This is a genomic window from uncultured Pseudoteredinibacter sp., assembly GCF_947502065.1.
In the GTDB taxonomy this organism is placed as follows: Bacteria; Pseudomonadota; Gammaproteobacteria; order Pseudomonadales; family Cellvibrionaceae; genus Pseudoteredinibacter.
Genome location: NZ_CANMYE010000006.1, coordinates 21,293 through 36,835, shown reverse-complemented (window position 1 = coordinate 36,835; position 15,543 = coordinate 21,293). Strand labels below are relative to the sequence as shown.

At 46.2% G+C, this 15,543-nt stretch carries 10 protein-coding genes; 5 read left to right on the top strand and 5 right to left on the bottom strand.

Going from position 1 to position 15,543, the window contains the following annotated elements:
* Positions 1-32 precede the first annotated feature (32 nt).
* The 4 genes from Q1A41_RS15345 to Q1A41_RS15330 all read right to left on the bottom strand — a co-directional run bounded on the left by Q1A41_RS15345 (position 33) and on the right by Q1A41_RS15330 (position 5,580).
* Positions 33-1,280, bottom strand: coding sequence for a hypothetical protein (locus tag Q1A41_RS15345; protein ID WP_299980775.1), 1,248 nt, complete (start codon positions 1,278-1,280; stop codon positions 33-35).
* Between the two features lie 665 nt (positions 1,281-1,945).
* Positions 1,946-3,760 carry a translational GTPase TypA gene (gene typA, locus Q1A41_RS15340; protein WP_299980773.1) on the bottom strand — a complete coding sequence of 605 codons (1,815 nt, stop codon included), beginning with the start codon at positions 3,758-3,760 and terminating at the stop codon, positions 1,946-1,948.
* A 251-nt stretch (positions 3,761-4,011) separates the two neighbouring features.
* On the bottom strand, positions 4,012-4,485 hold the full coding sequence (locus Q1A41_RS15335) for a hypothetical protein (protein ID WP_299980771.1): 474 nt from the start codon (positions 4,483-4,485) through the stop codon (positions 4,012-4,014).
* A gap of 141 nt (positions 4,486-4,626) precedes the next feature.
* Positions 4,627-5,580 (bottom strand): hypothetical protein, encoded by a 954-nt coding sequence (locus tag Q1A41_RS15330; RefSeq protein ID WP_299980769.1) that lies wholly within the window; start codon positions 5,578-5,580, stop codon positions 4,627-4,629.
* A gap of 163 nt (positions 5,581-5,743) precedes the next feature.
* Between Q1A41_RS15330 and Q1A41_RS15325 the strand changes: the two genes are divergently transcribed.
* Positions 5,744-6,226 carry an Lrp/AsnC family transcriptional regulator gene (locus Q1A41_RS15325; protein WP_299980767.1) on the top strand — a complete coding sequence of 161 codons (483 nt, stop codon included), beginning with the start codon at positions 5,744-5,746 and terminating at the stop codon, positions 6,224-6,226.
* Between the two features lie 87 nt (positions 6,227-6,313).
* Here Q1A41_RS15325 and thiI read toward each other — a convergent pair whose 3' ends face one another.
* A complete protein-coding gene (gene thiI, locus Q1A41_RS15320) occupies positions 6,314-7,765 on the bottom strand; it encodes a tRNA uracil 4-sulfurtransferase ThiI (RefSeq protein WP_299980765.1) in 1,452 nt (483 codons plus the stop codon).
* Positions 7,766-8,213: 448 nt separating this feature from the next.
* Between thiI and glnA the strand changes: the two genes are divergently transcribed.
* From glnA to Q1A41_RS15300, 4 genes are all read left to right on the top strand, one after another.
* On the top strand, positions 8,214-9,620 hold the full coding sequence (glnA, locus tag Q1A41_RS15315) for a glutamate--ammonia ligase (RefSeq protein WP_299980763.1): 1,407 nt from the start codon (positions 8,214-8,216) through the stop codon (positions 9,618-9,620).
* A 361-nt stretch (positions 9,621-9,981) separates the two neighbouring features.
* The gene (locus tag Q1A41_RS15310; RefSeq protein ID WP_299980761.1) at positions 9,982-13,482 is read left to right on the top strand and encodes a two-component regulator propeller domain-containing protein; all 3,501 of its coding nucleotides are present in this window, start codon (positions 9,982-9,984) and stop codon (positions 13,480-13,482) included.
* A gap of 137 nt (positions 13,483-13,619) precedes the next feature.
* On the top strand, positions 13,620-14,678 hold the full coding sequence (locus Q1A41_RS15305) for a pyridoxal-phosphate dependent enzyme (protein WP_299980759.1): 1,059 nt from the start codon (positions 13,620-13,622) through the stop codon (positions 14,676-14,678).
* An 86-nt stretch (positions 14,679-14,764) separates the two neighbouring features.
* Positions 14,765-15,349 (top strand): DUF4124 domain-containing protein, encoded by a 585-nt coding sequence (locus Q1A41_RS15300; RefSeq protein ID WP_299980757.1) that lies wholly within the window; start codon positions 14,765-14,767, stop codon positions 15,347-15,349.
* Positions 15,350-15,543: the final 194 nt, after the last annotated feature.

Below are 15,543 nucleotides of genomic sequence, written 5' to 3'. Positions count from 1 at the left end.
TAAAAACTCAGAGCCGTATTTTGGCTCTGAGTTTAAAAAGAACTTTTGACAAACAAGCAGCGACTCCATTTCTCACCGCCACCTTCTACTTTATTACCACTTTCACCAACACCATCAAAGCAGACCTTATTACCCACTAACTTTGCAAAATCATTGGGGAAATATGGGTTTTCGATTTCAGTAAAAGAGCGACCTTCTGCGTAGATTTCATTAAAGAGAAGAATTTTTGAATCTATATCATTCATGAGAATAATATAGTCCTCGGAGCCCGCATTAACTTCTTGCTCAATAGCACCCATCATATTACGCAGTTTCCAAAAAACGCTTGGCCCACGAGTTTTCTCAGATAGAGCATCCTTGAACTCTTTTGGAGTCAGCTCAGACAACCTCAAGAAATGCACCCACCGAGGAGCATATTGATTGGCCGTCATAATAGGCTTGTACAAGATCCGCCAAATCGCACCCCACCCCTTCTGCTCCTCAACCCTCTCTAAAGCATAGTTATACATAAGGTTAAATTCTCTCGCTGCGGAACGAGAGAAATCCCTTTCTTCAGCACTAAGATTTTTGATAGCTTTCGAAATTATTTCGCCCGAGGCTTCGGATGCAATTACAGAAAGCACATCTATGGTTTGCCGAAACGACGTTAGAAAAACTATTTTACCAATCAGCTGATCCTGTAAACTCAGCATCTTTCGCTGGAATCCCAGCAAATCATAAAGCGCATCGATTGCAGCCTGACTGTCACCTTGCTGATGCAGTTGAATGGCCTGCATATGGATAAGGCGATCAGCTGACATCAACTGCAAGTACGGAGCAAAGGGCTCCGACAAGATTGGCTCACTTAGCGTGTTGTACTCATCAAACTGATAAAATTCTTTTACCCTATCTAATCGAGTTTTGTATTGCTCCAGAAGCCTATCTATTTCAAATCGCCCTGAGAATAATATGTTTAGGCAATTGTCTTCCCAAGTTTTACAGACCAAGTCGCCCTCAATAGCGGGCAAGCCACCTTCCTTGTATGAAATGGTATACCCGCTGTCTTTTTCTTGTTTTCTGATTTCAAGTAACAGGCGAGAGCCTTCTTCGAGCGGCGATTCGCCCTTAGGCGCAGCAAAGCCCATTAAGTATCGATAAGCCGGGCTATCTATGCTTGGATCAACTTTTGATAGCAGCGCTAAAGACTCTTCGCTGAGTGCTTCGTCTCGCTGTAAATACCAAAGAAATGTTGCCAAAACAGCAACCATTGAAAGCACAAAGGCAATTGCTTTTAATCTCATAAGTAATCATTCCGTCGATGTTAGCGCTTAGAGTAATAGCTGACCTGCGGCTGTGTAAAGTATGAGTTTTTTCGAAGAGCGACGACAGAGGTCAGATCCCGTTGCAATAGAAATCGCAATTTAATCAGCTACCGTATTTTTATCGAAGAGGGATCTGACCCCGTTAAGGCTGGCACAATCTCGCCGCACTCAACAAAATAAAATTGGGGTCAGATCCCGCCTGAACAGAAGCCACAATTTAGTCAGCTACCGCATTTTTATTGAAGAGGGATCTGACCCCGTTAAGGCCGGCACAATCTCGCCACACTCAACGAAATAGAATTGGGGTCAGATCCCGCCTGAACAGAAACCGCAATTCAATCAGCTACTGAATTTTTATTGAAGAGGGATCTGACCCCATTAAGGCTGGCACAATCTCACCGCACTCAACGAAATAGAATTGGGGTCAGATCCCGCCTGAATAGAAACCGCAATTCAATCAATTACCGTAATCTTAGTAATCTTATCGAAGGTGGGATCTGACCCCGCCCAGCGTGACCCCGCCCAGCGCCGAAGAGGGATCTGACCCCATTTTGAGAAACCCAGCAACACTGGGCCGCACAAAAAACCAAGACACAAAAAAACCGGAGCAAGCTCCGGTTTCTTCTTTAACTAAAAACTAAAACTTACTTAGCGTTCTTAGCGCGCTTACGTTCGTTTTCAGTTAGTAACTTCTTACGCAGACGAATGCTTTCTGGTGTTACTTCTACCAGCTCATCATCTTCAATAAACTCTAGCGCCTGCTCAAGGGTGTGCTTGATTGGCGGAGTAAGAATGGTTGCTTCATCAGTACCCGACGCACGTACGTTGGTTAGCTGCTTACCCTTAGTTGGGTTTACCGCTAAGTCATTGCTGCGCGAGTGAATACCGATAATCTGACCTTCGTAGATATCAATACCGTGACCCAAGAACAAACGACCACGATCCTGCAAGCTGTATAGTGAGTAGCTCAAGGTTTTACCTTTCACCATAGAAACCAATACGCCATTTTGACGCTTGGCCACTTCACCCTGCTTCACTTCACCGTAGTGATCGAAGATGCTGGTCATGATGCCTGAACCCGAGGTTAGGGTTAGGAACAAACCACGGAAACCAATCAAACCACGTGAAGGCACGATAAATTCTAATTTAACGCGGCCCTTACCGTCTGGCTCCATATTGGTCATCTCAGCTTTACGCAGGCCAAGCTCTTCCATTACGGCACCCTGGTGCTGCTCTTCAACGTCAATCACAACAGCTTCAAACGGCTCTTGCATTACACCATCGATTTCTTTTTGAATTACTTCAGGGCGAGATACACCCATTTCGAAACCTTCACGGCGCATGGTTTCGATCAATACCGACAAGTGCAATTCACCACGGCCTGATACGATAAATTTATCAGCGCTATCACCCTGCTGTACACGCAGCGCTACGTTGTGAATCAATTCCTGATCCAAACGCTCTTTAATATTGCGCGAAGTAACCAGCTTACCTTCTAGGCCCGCGAACGGAGAATCGTTAACCATAAAGGTCATCGATACGGTTGGCTCATCAACGCTCAATGCTGGCAGTGTTTCAACATTATCTGGATCACATAAAGTGTCAGAAATACCCAAGCCATCAATACCATTGATACAAACAATGTCACCTGCGCTGGCTAATTCAGTATCTACACGATCAAGACCTAAGTAGCCCTTAACGTTAAGCACCTTACCTTTACGAGTAGAACCATCAGCTGCTGCAACCACAACCTGCTGGTTTGGTTTTAACGTACCGCGAGAAATACGGCCAACACCAATTACACCCACGTAGCTGTCATAGTCCAAAGCGGAGATTTGCATTTGGAAAGGCGCTTCTGGATCAACTTTAGGTGCCGATACGCGCTCGGTGATCATTTCGAATAGCGGGGTCATGTCTTCAGCCAGGTCATCGGGCTCTTGACCGGCAACACCATTTAGCGCCGAAGCGTAAATGATTGGAAAATCTAGCTGCTCATCCGTTGCACCTAAGCGATCAAATAGATCGAACACCTGATCGATTACCCAATCAGGACGCGCGCCCGGACGGTCAACTTTGTTGACCACAACGATTGGGTTCAAACCTTTTTCAAAGGCCTTAGAGGTTACAAAGCGAGTTTGTGGCATTGGGCCATCTACCGCATCAACCAATAGCAATACTGAATCTACCATCGATAGTACACGCTCTACCTCACCACCGAAGTCGGCGTGCCCAGGGGTGTCTACGATGTTAATGCGATAGCCATTCCACTCAATGGCGGTGTTCTTCGCCAAAATAGTAATACCGCGCTCTTTCTCCTGGTCGTTGGAGTCCATCACACGCTCGGCGCCTTCATCACGGCGGCTCAAGGTGCCAGATTGGCTCAGCAACTTATCAACTAGGGTGGTCTTGCCATGGTCAACGTGGGCAATAATGGCAATATTGCGTAAATTCTCGATCACAATGTATCTCTCTAAAAAACAGCCCAGCTGGGCGAAGAAGCGCGGCATTATACAGAGACTGCCTGACGAAATCATGAGCAATTTCGGTTTTTTCTGGGGGATCGAGTGACTTTGTTACAGATGGGGATGCAAAGCGAAGCAAAGAAGCCCAAAGGGCTTGTTAGTAAGCACAAACTACCACAACGCTTACCGATAGAATATTAGGGCCAGGCTATAAAGAGCAGGTTTTAAGGACCCGACCCCAAAGAGATTTATTGCCAACCGTAACGACTGCCTTTTTCCTTACGCTTAGCTTTGGTTTTTTCATTTTCATTTTTAATCAGCTCATACTTAGCTAGGCTGAGCTTTGACTTATCAGAAGCACAATTCACATAGTAGTGATCGCTTTTACCGCCACCCATCTCATTCTCGTACAAGTAAGCTTCCATATAGACCATGTATTGGCCTTTTTTATTGTCCAAACGGCTGGAGCGGGTATCCACCGATAGGGTTTTTAACTGCTTACCCAAACTTTTGCGGGTGTAACGCTCACAAGCAATGCGAGCGTCATTGAGGCTTAGCTTGCCATACACTGGAATACCGTCACTGAATGTATCTGGATCCGCTAGAGCAGGCCCTTGATTTGCGACAAACATACCAACAGCAGTGACTACCGCCACCACACCAATTAGGCCACCAATGACCTTCTTCTGTTTACTTTGGGCTTCCTGTGACTTCTTTGCCATGCTTGTTCGCTCGCTGCGCTACTATCTCATCTCTACTGAGGCTATCGGACAAACGGTTATCTTCTTGAGCCGTATTTGGCATAAAAGCTCAAAAACTGACATCTAAAGCCCTAATTCCCCTAAGAGTATAGTTAGCAATCCCTAGCCTGCAGGCTTTTCACGCATATCGCGATAACAAACACGGCTTAACTTAGGGTGGTTTAACAGGCGAGTTAACAGGGCAACTAGCAGCAAAGAAAACAACAAGCGCCCCCAGAAGATGACATTAAAATCTGCACCCAGCAGTAGAATCAGTAAGGTATCTTCGATAAGGCTGTGCAATAAGCTCAGCATCATGATGGCACTGAAGACATCCTTGGGCTCTACCCTTCCCTGACGGGCCTCATCAATTAAGATGCCACCACCGAAGGCCATACCCAATGTGATGCCGGTAATTGTTATGGTCATGGCGCTTTTGGCGATGCCAAGCAATTTAAGCACCGGCGCTAGGCACCAAGCGATTAGAGCCTCCACCCCCAACACCCTAAGCAGGCGCAGCACGGCCAGCAATAAAGCCACAATCAAGAAGATCACCACAAAGCTCAACAGCTGCTCTTGGGCCCAGCCCCACCAAGTGGTCGTCTGCTTAAAGTCGGGCTGCCATAGCAGCTCTGCCGCCTGATCTTGTGGCCAGAATTCATAAGTAAGCTTGATCAGCCAAGCAAAAACAATTGCACCCACAATACGTAGCACTAGGCTAAAGACTACCGAGACACCAGCTTGGCGGGCAATCGCCACCTCCATGGGCAAACCGTGGGCAATCAACATCATCGCCCCCAATATGCTGATCTGGGACTGACTTAAAGGCTCACCCAACTGCACATAGACCAGCATGCCGGCGTAAATATTCGACAACATAGTCGCAGCCCAGACCAAGGACATGGAATCGGGCAAACCAACCGCCTGCATAAGAGGAGCAAGAAAATCGGCCAATAACTCATTAAAGCCCCATTGGTCGAGCAATTTCACGGCAATAACGACTGGCAGCATGACTTTAAACAGGCTCCAACAAACCCTTTGAGTCTCAGCCCACCAATCGTTAAAAAACTTCTGCACTAGCACTACCCCCAGACTTACAGCGCCTTCCAAGCAAGGCTCTCAGATAGAGCTTATTGTGCCTGATGTAATCATTGAATTATTTTGTATTTGTATTCCACAAACTAATATTTGATTTATTATTAGCAGCATACTTAATTCAGTTCTTTAAAATACTAGACATATGAAATCTTACAATTTAGACCGCATAGACATCGCCATCTTGTCTCAGCTACAACAAGATAACCGCATTGCCAATCAGGCATTGGCTGCCCAAGTGGGCTTATCGCCACCCGCCTGCCTACAAAGGGTTAAGCGCTTACGAGAAAGCGGCATTATCTTACAGGAAGTCGCCATGCTCGATCCGCAGCTTGCGGGGCACGGCTTGCAGCTGATCGTCAGCGTTGAAATGGAACGCGATCGGCAAGAAATCTATCGGGAGTTTCGCGAGGCGGTGCTAGCGGCAAAAGAAGTTACCCAATGCTATCAAGTCACTGGCGAAGTGGATTTTATTTTATTGGTGTCGGTGCGCGATATTCACGCCTATGAAAAATTTATTGATCGGGTATTACACAGCAATAGTAATATTCGAAAATTTCACAGCTCAATTTCCATTAGAACTGTGAAGTTTGAAACTGCCTTAAATTTAGAAGAGCATGGCAATTGATGCTCTTCTAAATTTAATAGTCGCCTTTATACAAAAGCTCTAGATAAAAGCTTCAGAAAAAAGCCCCTATATAAAAGTTCTAGGCCATTAAGGGCGATAAACACCAACGGCATAACCATCGTCAGCCAAATGACTGGCATGCAAGCGGCTCATAATGCCCTTATCGCAATATAGGTAGTAAGGGCCACCTTCTTTTAAGCTCGCCGCTTTCGTGCTGAGACTATAAAAAGGAATACAAATAACGTCTTGCTCGGGAAGCTTCAGCGGGCTTTGCTCTACTTCGTCTGGGTGACGAATATCAATCACCTTTGCTGCTGCAGGCAGCTGTGCAAGAATTTCTACTTCAGCACTTTCCCGCTCTGTGTCCGCCATGATTTCATCAATGGTCTGCACATTGCGTTCGCTCACCGCACGTTCTAATACAGAGAAGTCAAAATTTTCTTCCTGCGTTAAAACATCTTCCATCTTAGCGGCAGTAGTTGGCTTTTTGGAAATTACACCACAATACTCAGGCATAGCCGCTGCAAATTCTTCAGTGCCGATTTTACGCGAGATATCAATAATATCATTTTTATCCATGGTGATTAGCGGGCGCAACACCAAGGTATCGGTTACTTTATCAATAACCGATAAATTTGTTAGTGTCTGGCTAGAAACTTGGGCCACACTTTCGCCAGTCACTAAAGCTTGAATCTCCATCTCATCGGCTACTTGCTCGGCGGCACGTAACATCATGCGTTTGAGGATCACACCCATGTGGGAGTTCTTCACATTCTTAAGAATCTCAGCTACCACCTCTTCAAAAGGCACCGTAACAAAACGCACCTTGTGAGAAGAACCGAATTTATTCCATAAGTAAAAGGAGACTTCCTTTACGCCAATCTCATGCTCACGGCCACCCAAATTAAAAAAGCAATAATGGGTACGCAAGCCGCGCTTCAAGGTGAGATAACTGGAAACCGTTGAATCAAAACCGCCCGATATCAAAGACAAGACAGAGTCCTGCGTACCGATAGGGAAACCACCCATGCCTTGGCGCCTAGCCTCAACAACAAACAACTGATTGTCTTTGACTTCTAGCTGCACGGTAATGTCGGCGTTTTTAAGGCTTACACCTGCAGCCTCAGTGTGCTGGTTTAAACCACCACCAACATAGCGCTCTAAATCAGTAGAGGTAAACTCATGGCTGCCAGTGCGCTTTACTCGTACACAGAAAGTTTTACCCGCAAGCGCATCCTTCCAATGCAGCATGGTTTTCTCAAACACATCATGCTGATCACCTAATGGGTATTGATGCACCAATGAGAAATGCGCAATACCTGGCGTACAAGCCAGCACTTGGCTGATCTTCTGAATCAGCTGTGGATCATCACTGTCGGCCATCACATCGATTTTTTCCCACTCACGGGTCACTTTGATACCAGCATCAATGGGGCGCAGCAAGTCACGCAGATTATTGCGTAACTGCTTAATAAAGCGCTTGCGTACGGGTGCGCTTTTTATGGTGATCTCTGAAAAAAGACGAACAATAATGTGCATAAGTCTTGCTATATACCTATAAGGAATCGAGTAAGGAAATAAGGCCGCAATGCCAGCTAAACTAATGCCGGGCAGCGAGGGGGCCGGATTATAAAGCAGTCGCCAAGATTTCTCACGGTTACTTTTTCATCAAATGACTTATTTGTGGTTCTTTTTTGTTCTGCCTTGCACGCTCTAGCCCAGCAAACTGCACCAAAAGCGCCCGAACGACCACCATTACAGCAAAATGCACCATAGTGGTGCCCTGTTTTCTAAAAAACACCAAATTGGCGCACAGTTTTGGTGCCGCTAGCGCCAGCCCCCTTAAAAACACTGGCTATCCGCCCTGAATAAGACTGGCATGGTATTTGCCATGTGTAGACCCGTATGCATCAAGGTCGCAGACCCGGCAAGGGAATAGACCGCGCATTTATAATTAGCCATGACCATAGCACCCTGGAGGTTGAAGATGTCAGAGAATACCCTGAAGCTGATCGAAGAGAGCGAAGCCCGTTGGGTAGATCTGCGTTTTACCGATACTAAAGGTAAAGAGCAGCACGTAACGATTCCCGCTAAAGTTGTTGACGAAGATTTCTTCGAAGACGGCCAAATGTTCGACGGTTCTTCCGTAGCTGGCTGGAAAGGCATTAACGAATCCGACATGATCATGATGCCGGATGATTCTTCTGCTGTATTGGATCCGTTCACCGACGAGCCTACAGTAATCGTACGATGCGATATCGTCGAGCCTTCTACTATGCAAGGTTACGAGCGTGACCCTCGCTCTGTTGCTAAACGCGCCGAAGAGTACTTGAAGTCTACCGGCCTAGGCGACACCGCCTTCTTTGGTCCTGAGCCTGAGTTCTTCGTTTTTGACGACGTTAAGTGGAAAGACGACATGAGCGGTTGCAGCTTCGAGATCAACTCTGAAGAAGCCGCATGGTCTAGCAACAAATCTTTCACTGATGGCAACATGGGCCACCGCCCTCGCGTTAAAGGCGGTTACTTCCCAGTACCACCAGTAGACAGCCTACACGACATTCGCGCTGCCATGTGTAATGCCATGGAAGCCATGGGCCTAGACGTTGAAGTACATCACCACGAAGTAGCAACGGCCGGTCAGTGTGAGATCGGTGTGGTATTTAACACCATGGTTAAGAAAGCTGACGAAGTTCAGATTCTAAAATACTGTGTACACAATGTTGCTCACGCTTACGGTAAGACGGCGACCTTTATGCCTAAGCCAATCGTCGGCGATAACGGTTCTGGCATGCACGTTCACCAGTCTTTCTGGAAAGATGGCGAAAACCAGTTTGCCGGTAACGGCTACGCTGGCCTGTCTGAAACTGCCCTTTACTACACCGGCGGTATCATCAAGCACGCTAAAGCGATTAACGCTTTCTCTAACCCAGGCACCAACTCTTATAAGCGCTTGGTTCCAGGCTTTGAAGCGCCAGTTATGTTGGCTTACTCTGCTCGCAACCGTTCAGCTTCTATCCGTATTCCATACGTCGCTTCGCCAAAAGGTAAGCGTATTGAAGCTCGATTTGCTGACCCAATCGCTAACCCATACCTGTGCTTCGCCGCTATGTTGATGGCTGGCCTTGACGGTGTTCAGAACAAGATCCACCCTGGCGATGCAGCCGATAAAGACTTGTACGACTTGCCAGCTGAAGAAGCGGCGGCAATTCCACAAGTAGCTGGTAGCTTGCGTGAAGCTCTTGATGCACTGAAAGAAGATCACGAGTTCTTAACTCGCGGTGGTGTTTTCACCGATGACATGATCGAAGCTTACATCGACCTGAAAATGGAAGAAGTAAACCGCGTAGAGCAGACCACTCACCCTGTTGAGTTTGATATGTACTACAGCGTATAAGCTATTAATTGGGCAGGCGCCTTAAGCGACCTGCCCAGTTTTTAACTCCCCTGTCACCGCAATCCGCCCCTTCTAAATTGCTCCATTAAACATCCCATATTTTCAATCCGCGCACTCTCTTCGCCAAGCTATCAATCACACAGCTCGATTTCACAATTCTTCTCTAAACCCTTACAACACTGCATTTCTTTCTTGGGCCTGGCTTCTGACAACTCCCTTTTACTCAAGCCCTCAGGCAAGCCTTGAAACATTGCCTATACTGAATAAGACAATGCAAGGAATACTCTCGCCCAGAGAGACGTTTGCTGGTGATCCTTGATCAATCAAGAATCACCCAAACCTCACAAGCTCAGGATAGATAGTGCATAGCCTCATTCGTTTTATTATTTTTTTGCTTATCTGTAGCACAAGCCACGGTGAACCTCCTTCCCCTCTTGCACGCCATGGCCAAGAGCTCATTTCCCATATACACGATAAAGATCAGCTGGGGACTCCCCGGGTAAGAGCGCTCGCTCAAGACAAGCATGGCTTTCTATGGATCGGCAGTGAGCACGGTTTATTTCGCTATGATGGCTATGACTTCAAAGCTTACAGGCACGATAGCAATAACCCACACAGCATTATCGAAGATAAAATTTATGCCTTACTCGCGGCCAAAGATGGGCGCCTATGGATCGGCACAAAATCCACTCTATCAGTTTATGACCCAGAGCTGGATCGCTTCTCGTTTTATCGAAATGACCCAAATAAGCCCAGTAGCCTGGCCAACAACGAAGTTTATCGGCTTTATGAAGATAAGAATGGAGGCATTTGGGTATTAACCTATGATGGCCTTAGTCACCTCCCCTATGGCAAACAATCTTTTACGAATTATCGAGCAGACGGGCCCAAAGGACAAAAGCTTAGCCATAGCACCGTGTTTGATATTATTGAAGATCGACACGGAAAGATGTTGGTTGCAACAGATGGTGGTATCGACATTCTCGATCTTGAAAGCCAAACAATTCAATCACTGCAAAGTTATAGCAAAACCGCCGAGATCGAATCGAAAAGGGCTTATAACTTTTTCAAAGATTCCCATGAAAGAATCTGGGTCGGCACATACAGAGGAGGTTTACTATGGCTGGCCGACGACGATCGCACGGTTGTTCGCGGTCATCCAAGCCACACTCAATTCCCAGCTCTGCCCCAGGCCATTATTCGGCATATTATCCAAGCGAATGAGCAGGAAATTTGGGCATCGGTCTACGGCAAAGGCATTGCCGTTATTGATCGTCAATCTGGGAAATTTCTAAGAGCACTAACCACACAGCGCGGGGTTGATAGTAGCCTGGCAGACAATACTGTACACACCATGTTAAAAGACAAGACGGGGCTTATTTGGATTGCTTATCTGGCGGGCAATCAAACCTTAAGCACGGTTAACAGCAACGCAACTGGTAGCAAAATTATTTACAGCCATGAGAACAAACAAAACGCCTTGGATATCAAAGAAATCAGCGTCATGGGCAGGCTCGGTGATGAGGGCTTTCTTTTCGCCGGTGAAGGGCTAAACCTAATCAATCAAAATGGCGACAAGATTCCCCTACCTGAATCGCTTTTAGAAATCGATAAAGAACTTAGGCGCTTTAGCCAAAGCAGCGACCAGAACCCAATAAAACTTAGCAATATAAAAACCCTAAGCGATGGCAGCACCATTTTTGTGTATCAGGACCGCCGCATAAAGCGATACCGAAAACGCCAAAACTCTCTTGAAGAGATCCAATCTAATAACTTCTGCGACTCTTTAGGTGTCAGCAGCATTATTGCGAACCACGTATGGTTTAGCTGCAATACTCTTTCTCTGCTTCGAGTTAATTTGGAAACTGGGAAAAACCAAGAATTTAGGATGGAATCCCCCGACAATGTCATATACAGCTACACCAACAACATCATTCTTGACCAACAAGAAACCCTCTGGGTATCAACTGAGCATGGACTCTTTTCATTAAAAAATGCACTTACAGCAGATAGCGAGACTGCCCTCCATGCTAGCCATTTGGTCGGTGATGATGTCAAAGGTATCCACATGGATAAACAAGGGCGGCTGTGGGCGGATACAAGTACGGGACTATTCGAAGGCAGCATAGAAAACTCTAAACTTCATTTTAAAAGGCTAACAAATATAAAGAACGCCCCTCAAGGTTCGTTTTTTCTTGGCGTTGTAGGCGAAGATGAGTTTGGCCGCCTTTGGGGGAGTAAAGGGGTTTTTGACAGCCGCAACAATAGCTTTTATCCATTAAACCAGGCTGACGGATATTTTTTAAGTCAGGGTAAACTGGCGGCATCCTACTCGGACAAAGAACTACTCTTTTCAACAGCAAACGGCCTCATTTCCATATTGCCAGAGACATTGAAAATCCCACAACGCGCGGCGAATCTCGCCATTAGCAATGTATCTCTAGATGGCAAGCCGTTAAACTTCTACAAGCAACCAAGCATCAGCATGAAGGCTGATGAATCCACACTCTCGGTGGAGCTCGCCATTTTGGATTTTACCGACCCAGGAAAAAATCGTTTTGAGTACAATCTGCAAAGCGAACAAAGTCAATGGCAAAGCATTCCTCCCGGTCAGCACAGCTTATTATTTAGCAATCTCGCACCAGGAAGTTACACACTTCATTTACGAGGAACAAACAGCAGGAGTATTGACACCCTTCCCAGCAAGGCAATACACATAGAGGTATTACCACAGTGGTATCAATCCAATGTTTTCAAAGCAGCATGTACACTACTCATCATTTTAGCCTTGCTTGGTTTTTATCGACTCAGGTTATACCAACATAAACAGGAGAAGCGAAAGCTATCTAAATTGGTATCAGATCGAACCCAAGAGCTGAACCAAAAAAACAGCGATCTGGAGCAACGCGGTCAACAACTCACAGTGGCGCTCGATGAACTCATGGAGACCCAAGAACAACTGCTTGAAAAAGAGAAGATGGCCGCTTTGGGCGAGCTGGTATCTGGAGTAGCTCATGAGGTCAATACACCATTAGGCATCAGCGTTACGGCGGCCTCCCATCTTCATGACAGCAGCCGCTCACTACAAAGCAGTTTTGAACAAGGCTCTCTCACCCAAGACATTCTCAAACAGTACCTAGGCAAAACCATAAAAACCACCAATATAATCCTGGCAAATCTAAATCGCTCCTCCGAGCTCATTCGTAACTTTAAAAATGTTTCTGTTGATCAACACAACGAGGTATTTTCAAAAATCCAACTGCATGACTACCTCAATCAAGTTTTAGAGACGCTATCACCAACCGTCAAAAATTCTAATTGCAAAGTACACTTTCAATGCCCCTCGGACATAGTGCTACACAGCTATCCTGGCATCATTGCACAGCTAATTACCAACCTGGTTAATAACTCTGTTCAACACGGCTGCTCACCCAATAAAGGCGGCAATATCTATCTCGATGTGCACAGCCAAGACCAATCTGTAATACTGATCCATCGTGATGATGGCGTAGGCATATCACCGAGTATAAAACGTAAGATTTACGACCCGTTTTTTACCACTAAGCGAGGCAAAGGTGGTTCCGGCTTAGGCCTGAGCATTGTTTTCAATCTAGTTACCCAACGATTGGGGGGCAGCATAACTTGCAGTAGCGAAGCACCCGAAGGCGCAAAATTCGAAGTTACTCTGCCCATGAATTTGGATAAAGCCGTCGATCAAGTTCACGAACAAGTTAATCCTATGAACGAGGAGCCAACTGATAGCACCGTTATTTCACCCGAGACCACGGCCGGTACCGCCTCCCAAAAATCAAATGAGCACTCATTAAGCAACGATACTAGCCTGCCAAGCACTAACGCTTAAGCGCAGCAATTATGCCCGCCCTAACATACTGATCGATAAAAGCCGCCTTGATGCTATTTTTATTACTACCTTTTGCTTAGTCCGCTATAATTGCCCGCCATACATTTATCCCAGTCGAGCGAGTGTTATAGATTTCGATGAAAAGACCCTTATTTGAAGCCTTTCCTGGTCTTGGTGAACACATCCCCTCGTTGGCATTAGCGAAGCTCCCAACTCCAATAGAGCCACTTCCAGAATTGGCACCCAATCTGTGGATCAAGCGAGACGATAAAACAAATACCCTATACGGTGGCAACAAGGTTCGAAAGCTGGAATTTATACTTGCCGACGTGATCAAATCAAAGAAGAAGAAGCTAGTCAGTTTTGGGGCTATTGGCACCAACCACGGAGTTGCGACTGCAATTTATGCTTTACAAATGGGCATTACCTTAAAGCTGCTGCTGTTCAAACAGCCGGTAACCAACCATGTTCAGCAGAATATAAAACTGATGCACCGCTTCAACGCCAAGCTTCACTACCAAGGTTCTTTATTTAGAACCGCTCTGAACTTTTACATCGGAAAATTATTCAAATCGCAAAGCAATTACTATCTGTTTGCGGGTGGCTCTAATATTCTCGGCTGTATTGCTTTTGTAAACGCGGCTTTTGAGCTTAAACAACAAATAGATGATGGTACATTACCAGAGCCCGATTACATCTATTGCCCGGTTGGCTCCAGCTCGACATTGGCCGGCTTAAGTTTAGGCTGCGCCTTAGCTGGACTAAAATCTCAACTCGTCGGCATTCGTGTAGCGCCGTCCCATATTGGCCCAATTCCAGCCTGTACTCGCGGCACGGTTCACAAACTACGTCAAAATTGCTTCAAATACCTTTGCCAAATGGAGGCAAGCTTTAAAGATATTGAGCTTCCTGAAATTCAGCTGCAAGACGATTATTTTGGCCGTGGCTACGGCCATGCCACTAATGAAGGCCGTTGGGCAGAGCAGATGTTTGAGCAAACTCAAATACAGCTAGAACCCACCTACACAGCCAAAACGGCCGCTGCCGCACTAAACTGTTGCGCCAATCAGAGTGATAAGAAGGTATTGTACTGGCACACCTTTAACTCCGCCGACGTAAAGGAACTAGCGGCAAAGGCCGACATGGCCAGCATACCCAAAGAGCTTCGTCGTTTTTTGCAAACCCAGCCACTTTAATCGTAGACTTGCAAGCACGGCACTTTTTTCAAACACTGCTATCTAAATAAATACGCCACAATCTACATACGAAATAAGAGCCTTAAATGAGACTGCTAGGTAAAAACAACATGAAACCCTATATTGTATTCCTGCTAACAGCATTGCTCATTAGCCCGGCACTTGCTCAGATTTATAAAAACATCGATGAAGACGGCAACGTCACCTACAGTGATAAACCAGCGGATGACGCCAGCAATGAAAAGGTCGACCTTCCTGCTGTAAACACTACCCCAGGTCTGGATCTTGAAAAGCTAGCCCAGCAGCGCCAACAAGTGGAAACCCGCTTTAATAGCGCCTACAAGCTTTACCTACGCAGCCCCAAAAATGGCAGCCACCTAATGGCCCATCAACGGGATCTTCATATCGAAGCGGCTTTTGAAGTAAGTGTGCGCAGCAACAGCCCAGAGCAAAGTAAAATCGATGAGGTTAAGCAAGCCGCCATTGCGGGCGCCCAAATTAAAATCTATATGGATGGTCAGCTGCTACCAAGCCAAGATGGCAAAGCAACAGTGAAGGAGATTTTTCGTGGCGAGCATAAAATCGAAGCTCGCCTGGTAAATTCCAACGGCAAGCAACTCACCAAGCCCGCCAAGGCCACCATTTGGGTGCACAGACCAAGAGCCAAGTAAAGCAACAGCCCCTTATTCGACCACAACAAAGGCACTGGCGCACCAACTTGGTGCACCCCCTCGAAAAGTTCGCTATTATTCCCACATCCAAGACGAGCAGAGAATAAGGTCTATTCTTTTTCTCTATATAAATCAAAGACTTAAAAATATCTCCTTTAAGGCCGCCATTCTTGGTTTGCTTTTTGCTCTAAGCA